Here is a 5794-nt window from a genome sequence, read left to right on the forward strand (position 1 = left end):
CCAGGATTTCCAGCTTGCCGCCGGACGCTTTCTGGCCAAACAGCCGCGCCGGGATCACCCGGGTGTTGTTGAAAACCATCAAATCGCCTGGGCGCAAATGCTCAAGCAAATCAGTGAATTGACGGTGTGCGAGGGCACCGCTGGGCCCGTCCAGGGTCAGCAGTCGACTGGCGCGACGCTCGGCCAAAGGGTGGCGAGCGATCAGCGAATCAGGGAGCTCAAAAGTAAAGTCAGCAACGCGCATGATGGGGTTCGTCTAGCAGGGCCGGGAAGTCTAGCGGAAATAGTGAAAAATAGACCATGAAACGTGATTGACCAACGGTAATCTCATCTCTATACTTCGCCGCCATTGAGCCCTGATGGCGGAATTGGTAGACGCGGCGGATTCAAAATCCGTTTTTCGAAAGGAGTGGGAGTTCGAGTCTCCCTCGGGGCACCATCTTAAAGAAAGACCTTGAAATTTAAGGTCTTTTTTTCGCCTGCAAAAAAGTGCCAGGCGTGGCAGTGGAGGGAGCGGGACCATGGAGTTGACGCTTGAAGCGGTTGCGTTGTTCGCGCTGAAGTTGGTGTATGAGACTGACCACGGCAGCCCGTTGCTGCGCGATGATCCCGTGATGGAAGGCTATGATCGCGAGGTGTTTGGGTTGTTGGTGCGCCAGGGAAACCTGGCCGAGATCCAGTTGAAGCTCGATGAGTGCATCACCCAGGCGTTGATTGCATTGGGTGGAGCGGACAGCGTTCTCGGGCGTGAATTGCAAAGGCTATCCACCGATGTGCAAAACATCGCTCGTCTTGATGAGTTGACCTGCCCGCTGACCGTACTAAAGAGCTATCTGAAAGATGTGCAATGAATCGGTAATCAGGGTAACGGCCAGGTAAACCATCAACACCGCCACCCCTGCATCCAGCCAGCGCCAGACCGCAGGCTTGCGAAACAATACCGTCAATCGCTGACAGCACAGCGCCAACACCACGAACCACACGAGTGATGCCGTCATGGCGCCTGTCGCGAACAGCGCCTGTTGGCCCGCAGGTTTCGTGGCACCGATGGAACCAATCAACACCACGGTATCGAGCCAGGCGTAAGGGTTGGCAAAGCCGAGTATGACCGCCGAGCGCAACAGCCCTCTTTGCGAGTTGCCGCCTTGAGCGTCCGGCATGGACTGATCCCGGATGCAGGCCAACAGACGTTGGCCACCAAACCAAAGCAGATACGCAGCGCCGGACAACAGCAATAGTGCCATCACCTCAGGCCGGCTTCCCAACAACGAACCTAAACCCGTGACCCCGAAAGCGATCAGGAAAATATCGGCCATTACGCAAATAGCGACAACGCCCCAGATCGGCCCGCGACCGACACCTTGGCGGATCACCAAGGTGTCTTTCGGGCCAGGGGCGGCGAACAGTCCGATACCCAAGAGCAAACCTTCGATGTAAAGGGCATTGAAGTGAGGAAACATGGACTGTTCGAGCCCTCCAGGACTATTTAGCGCAGTTGAATCGGTTGATTACCGAAACCGGTATGACGAGCATTCACAGTACTGCCCAGGTCAATGGATTTCTGGCGGTAAAAGGTCGTCAGCAACTGATCCGGATTGGGATTTGCAAAGTAGATCAATGAGCTTCTGGCGACCGGTTTGCTGGGCGCAAGTACAGCATGGTAGGCGGCAGGCACGGCATGATCGGAGAGCTCTGTCAGCAAGGAACCCGCCAGCACCGCGACCTCGTTCTCCAGAAGCGTACCGGCTCCAACGATCGTCCTTTCATCAAAACCAGCCCTTCGCGGGTAGGCTTGATAAACGAAAGCATATGCCCGTCTTCATGAGGATCCTGGGCATATTGACGAGAATGGTCTTTCGCCTGTGGACCATAGACACACAGCTGGATGTACGATGCCGCGCGAAAGGGGGCCAAGGGGCAACGCCAAATTCCTCGCAAATGCCATCCATAACTCCCTGGGCCAACTCGCTCATCTGTCGTTCAAAACTGCCGACTGCGACAACGAAAGTACTTCGGGTGAATTCGAAAGCGGTTCTTTTTGAAGCGTGCGCGGGCCAGTAACAAAACCGCTCGCACAGGTCCGGGTGCTCCTCGGCAAGGGAGTACTCGGCGCCAAAAGGGAAAAAACCATCCGTGTCCTGGGCAAAGGAAAACTCATCCTTGATGGCCTGGGGAATGGCCGAATAGCCAATCAAATGATCTTTTTGTAGTCCTGCAACATCGCATCAGGAATTTGCAGGATGCCAAAGCCTGATCGGGCAATGGATTCACAGCACGCTTTCATTGGACTCATAGCTATATCCACAGATAGATGTAAAGGAATGCAACACACACAAGGTTCGCAAGCATGTGAGAAACCGCGACACTGGATATGCCAACCAAACCGGGACCTATCCATGTCTTTCACAACGTCGCCAGCAAGACCAAAGTCTGAATCGCTATGTAACCGTGACGGCGGGCAGGTTGTCCTTTTTGGCTTACAAGATGACGACTTCCACTGGAAACGGGTTTGCAAAATATGAGCATCAAAACTGGCGATACTCTTCGAGCGCTTGTTGTACGACGCAGCCGAGAACTGGGAAAAACCCCTGACTAACCTGGCTAAGGAGGCTGGCATCTCCAGAACCTACCTTTATGCATTGGCGGACGGTGCTTCAAAAGATCCGTCCGTACGTACCCTGATCAAATTAGCCAAAGCGCTACGTGTCTCCCCGCTGCTGCTGTTTCGCTACTTTGCCGACCTGACCGGTGCTCCAACTGATGCTTACTCAATGGCTATCACCAACCGGGCCATTGGCTTGCACGACCCATCTGACATTGCCGTATTCAATGCAGACGTGACCACGCCTGACCAGACCGTAGTGCTGCCCGGTGAAACCTTTCAGAAAACCTGGGAGATCCAGAACCTCGGGATTCGCCCCTGGCGCGGCCGGCGATTGGTGAGAGTGGACGGTGAGTACGTGATCGCCCGTCGAACCGCTTCGGGGGAGCCATTGGAAGTGGTGATGGATAGCCATCTGCGAAGCCTGAATAACGATATTCCGATAGCAGATACTTTGCCCGGCCAGCCAGTGCATATCACCGTGGAGTTCGGAGCCCCGAGGGAGACCAGCACCGTCACCTCAATCTGGCGTATCGAAGATGAACATGGGCAGCCTTGCTACGGGCCAGCATTCATCCTGCATGTGATTGTCAACGTCATGGCGCGCTGAAAGCAGCCTTACTTGCGCCCCTCTACCGCCATCCGCACCGCCAAACCCATCAACACCGACCCCATCAGCCAGCGCTGCAGCACCTGCCAACCTGGCCGGGTGACAAAAAACACCGCGATGGAACCCGCCATGCAGGCAATCACCGCGTTGACGCTCACGCTGATAACAATCTGCAGGGAGCCCAGCGCCAGGGATTGCATCAGCACACTGCCATGACCATTAGGGTCGATGAACTGGGGCAGCAACGACAAATACATCACCGCCACTTTGGGATTGAGCAAGTTGGTGACCAAGCCCATGGTCACCAACTTGCGCGGGCTGTCCTTGGGCAAGTCGCGCACCTGGAATGGCGAGCGCCCACCCGGCTTGACCGCCTGCCAGGCCAGATACACCAGATACAACGCCCCGCCGAGCCGCAGCGCGTCGTAGGCAAACGGCACAGCCATCACCAACGCCGTGATACCCAGCGCCGCGCACACCATGTACACCACAAACCCCAGCGCCACCCCGCCCAGGGAAATCAACCCGGCCGTGCGCCCCTGGCAGATGGAGCGGGAAATCAGGTAGATCATGTTCGGCCCGGGAGTCAGTACCATGCCGAGTGAAATCAGGCCGTAGGCGAGCAAGCTGGACATATCAGGCATGGATTGGCTCCTGGTTTTTTAGGCTGCCAGCGTGAAATCCTTCGCCGACGCGGTCGTGTTGAGCGTCATGCTAGGGGCTTGCAGGCCAGGGCGTTAGATACAGATCCGCAGGCAAAACGTCATACACCGACGGCACCACTTACCCAGGACAGGCACATGATCGACTTCAACAACAAAGGTTTTCTTTCAAGCTCAAGCAAAACAACGAATACGCCGAACGCGTAGCGGCCCTGCTGCTGGACGGCGAAGAAGTGGTCGACGCCTACAAGGCCATGCGCGACGGCGTCGTGTTCACCACCAAACGCATCATCGCGGTGAACGTGCAGGGGATTACCGGCAGCAAGAAGGATTTCACCTCATTGCCATACAAGAACATCGTGGCGTACTCGGTGGAAACGTCCGGGACGTTTTGACTTGGATTCGGAGTTGGAGATTTATTTTTCGTCGTTGGGGAAGGTGAAATTCGAGTTCACTGGCAAGACCTCGATCGTGGAAATCTCCCGGCTGATTTCCAAGCATCTGCTGAGTTGATCCGCAGGCACCCAAAAGACCTTGGTGTTTCAAGGTCTTTTTTATTGCGGCTCAGCTGACGTACACCGGGCTCATCCTGCTCACAGCATCATTTCATAGGGTCCCATTGCCTTGCTAGTCTGCACCAAGCCCTGCCGCATCAACATCTCAAGATAACTTCCCGCCTCCATCGCGGGCTTCTTCAACGCCCTCCTCTGCTTCTGCGCCGCTCCCAACACTGCCGCCTGATCCAAATCCCAGAGATCCGAAATAAAGTCATCCGGATGCATCGGTTCAATGTCATAGACAGCCAATATATGAGGTGGAAAGTCTTTCAAATTGAAGGTCACGATGACCTCAGCTTTACTCCGAATTGCCGCCGCCAACACATGCCGGTCATCCGGGTCTGGTAAATCCAAACTCGAACACAGATCCTCATATCCCGTCACCAACGCGTCAGGTATAGCAATGTCCATTAGCGCCGACGTGCAGTCCACCTGAGCCGCCGTAAGATCGGGTCGGTTCTTAAGTACGTTGCGCTTTCCACTCATCCTGAATCTGGCCAGTCCATCGCGCTCGATACAAACCAGACAAACCAAGCCACATGAGTAAGTCCCTAAGTGCCGCAGGATAGAGAACACAAGCATCGTACACCGCAGTAAAGGGCGAACACCTCATCCGTCATACCCCATTCCCAACTCTTGGGCCTGTTGAACCAGCGCTTCCATTGCCTCTTGGCTTTGCTCGTCACGCCGTTGCTTGAACGCCATCAAATCCGAAAAACGGACTCGCCGATGTCGGCCCGTTTTTGTAAAGGGGATGGCTCCTTCCTCCAGCATCTTGACCAAATGCGGGCGTGACACATTAAGCAGGTCGGCCGCCTCCTGCGAGGTCAACTCGGCATGAACCGGCACTACCTTGACGGCATTGCCCAGCGCCAATTCGCCCAGAATATCGACCAGCAGACGCAGTGCGGAGGTTGGTAGGACAAGCCTGTGTGGCTTGTCTTCTTTGTCGAAGATATCGATGCGCTGGGTTTCAAATTTGGTCGACAATAGGGACGCTAATTCACGCTGACCTTGCACTGCCGCCTCAACTTCTTTTTCCAGCGGAAGGATCGTTTTGGGAAGATTGTTGATGGTCATGATGCAACTCCGGCCTTACGCAATTCAGTTGAGGTCAACGCTAAACGAAACAAACGAAAATCGCAATATTCGAAACAATGCTGGCGACTCACGTACCAGTCAACTTTTCCCACATCAACTGACAAATTGAGCTGATATCGGTTTCTGACTCCCCCTCATAGGCTCACTCCCTCGCACAAGGAAGTGAATCGGTCATGTCAGAACGCTTTTATCCACCCACCGAACAAGCGTTACTCAAGCGACGAATCCTCACCCGGCAACCGTCGCGTGTGCCGTATTCGCC

At 55.0% G+C, this 5794-nt stretch carries 7 protein-coding genes, 1 tRNA gene and 2 pseudogenes; 4 read left to right on the plus strand and 6 right to left on the minus strand.

Annotated elements, in window-relative coordinates; all coding sequences use genetic code 11:
- The coding region (locus DQ405_RS23580) for an S-adenosylmethionine:tRNA ribosyltransferase-isomerase (protein WP_168426304.1) at window positions 1-244 on the minus strand (244 nt) is incomplete at its 3' end.
- 109 nt (window positions 245-353) lie between these two features.
- On the opposite strand from DQ405_RS23580, the gene DQ405_RS23585 reads away from it, so the two are divergent.
- Window positions 354-439: transfer RNA gene (locus DQ405_RS23585), tRNA-Leu, on the plus strand.
- 82 nt (window positions 440-521) lie between these two features.
- The gene (locus DQ405_RS23590; protein ID WP_168426305.1) at window positions 522-851 is read left to right on the plus strand and encodes a hypothetical protein; all 330 of its coding nucleotides are present in this window, start codon (window positions 522-524) and stop codon (window positions 849-851) included.
- Here the strand turns inward: DQ405_RS23590 and DQ405_RS23595 are convergent.
- Complete coding sequence (locus DQ405_RS23595; RefSeq protein WP_020302002.1) at window positions 822-1460, minus strand: LysE/ArgO family amino acid transporter; 639 nt, start codon at window positions 1458-1460, stop codon at window positions 822-824. The genes DQ405_RS23590 and DQ405_RS23595 overlap by 30 nt on opposite strands.
- A gap of 26 nt (window positions 1461-1486) precedes the next feature.
- The gene (locus tag DQ405_RS27660) at window positions 1487-1717 is read right to left on the minus strand and encodes a hypothetical protein (RefSeq protein ID WP_241730142.1); all 231 of its coding nucleotides are present in this window, start codon (window positions 1715-1717) and stop codon (window positions 1487-1489) included.
- A gap of 838 nt (window positions 1718-2555) precedes the next feature.
- On the opposite strand from DQ405_RS27660, the gene DQ405_RS23605 reads away from it, so the two are divergent.
- Window positions 2556-3212, plus strand: a complete 657-nt coding sequence (locus DQ405_RS23605; RefSeq protein ID WP_241730143.1) for an NBR1-Ig-like domain-containing protein — start codon at window positions 2556-2558, stop codon at window positions 3210-3212.
- An 8-nt stretch (window positions 3213-3220) separates the two neighbouring features.
- On the opposite strand, the gene DQ405_RS23610 is transcribed toward DQ405_RS23605, so the two are convergent.
- Entirely contained in the window at window positions 3221-3856 is a 636-nt protein-coding gene (locus DQ405_RS23610; RefSeq protein ID WP_072435030.1) for a LysE family translocator, read from the minus strand.
- A gap of 156 nt (window positions 3857-4012) precedes the next feature.
- Between DQ405_RS23610 and DQ405_RS23615 the strand changes: the two are divergent.
- Window positions 4013-4387 (plus strand): annotated as a pseudogene (locus DQ405_RS23615) (PH domain-containing protein).
- 80 nt (window positions 4388-4467) lie between these two features.
- Here DQ405_RS23615 and DQ405_RS23620 read toward each other — a convergent pair.
- A pseudogene (locus DQ405_RS23620) lies at window positions 4468-5044 on the minus strand (PIN domain-containing protein).
- Window positions 5041-5511: a helix-turn-helix domain-containing protein gene (locus DQ405_RS23625; RefSeq protein WP_014719842.1), complete on the minus strand. Its 471-nt coding sequence runs from the start codon at window positions 5509-5511 to the stop codon at window positions 5041-5043. Before DQ405_RS23625 ends, DQ405_RS23620 begins: the two are co-directional and overlap by 4 nt.
- Window positions 5512-5794: the final 283 nt, after the last annotated feature.

Source organism: Pseudomonas sp. SST3 (assembly GCF_003325755.1).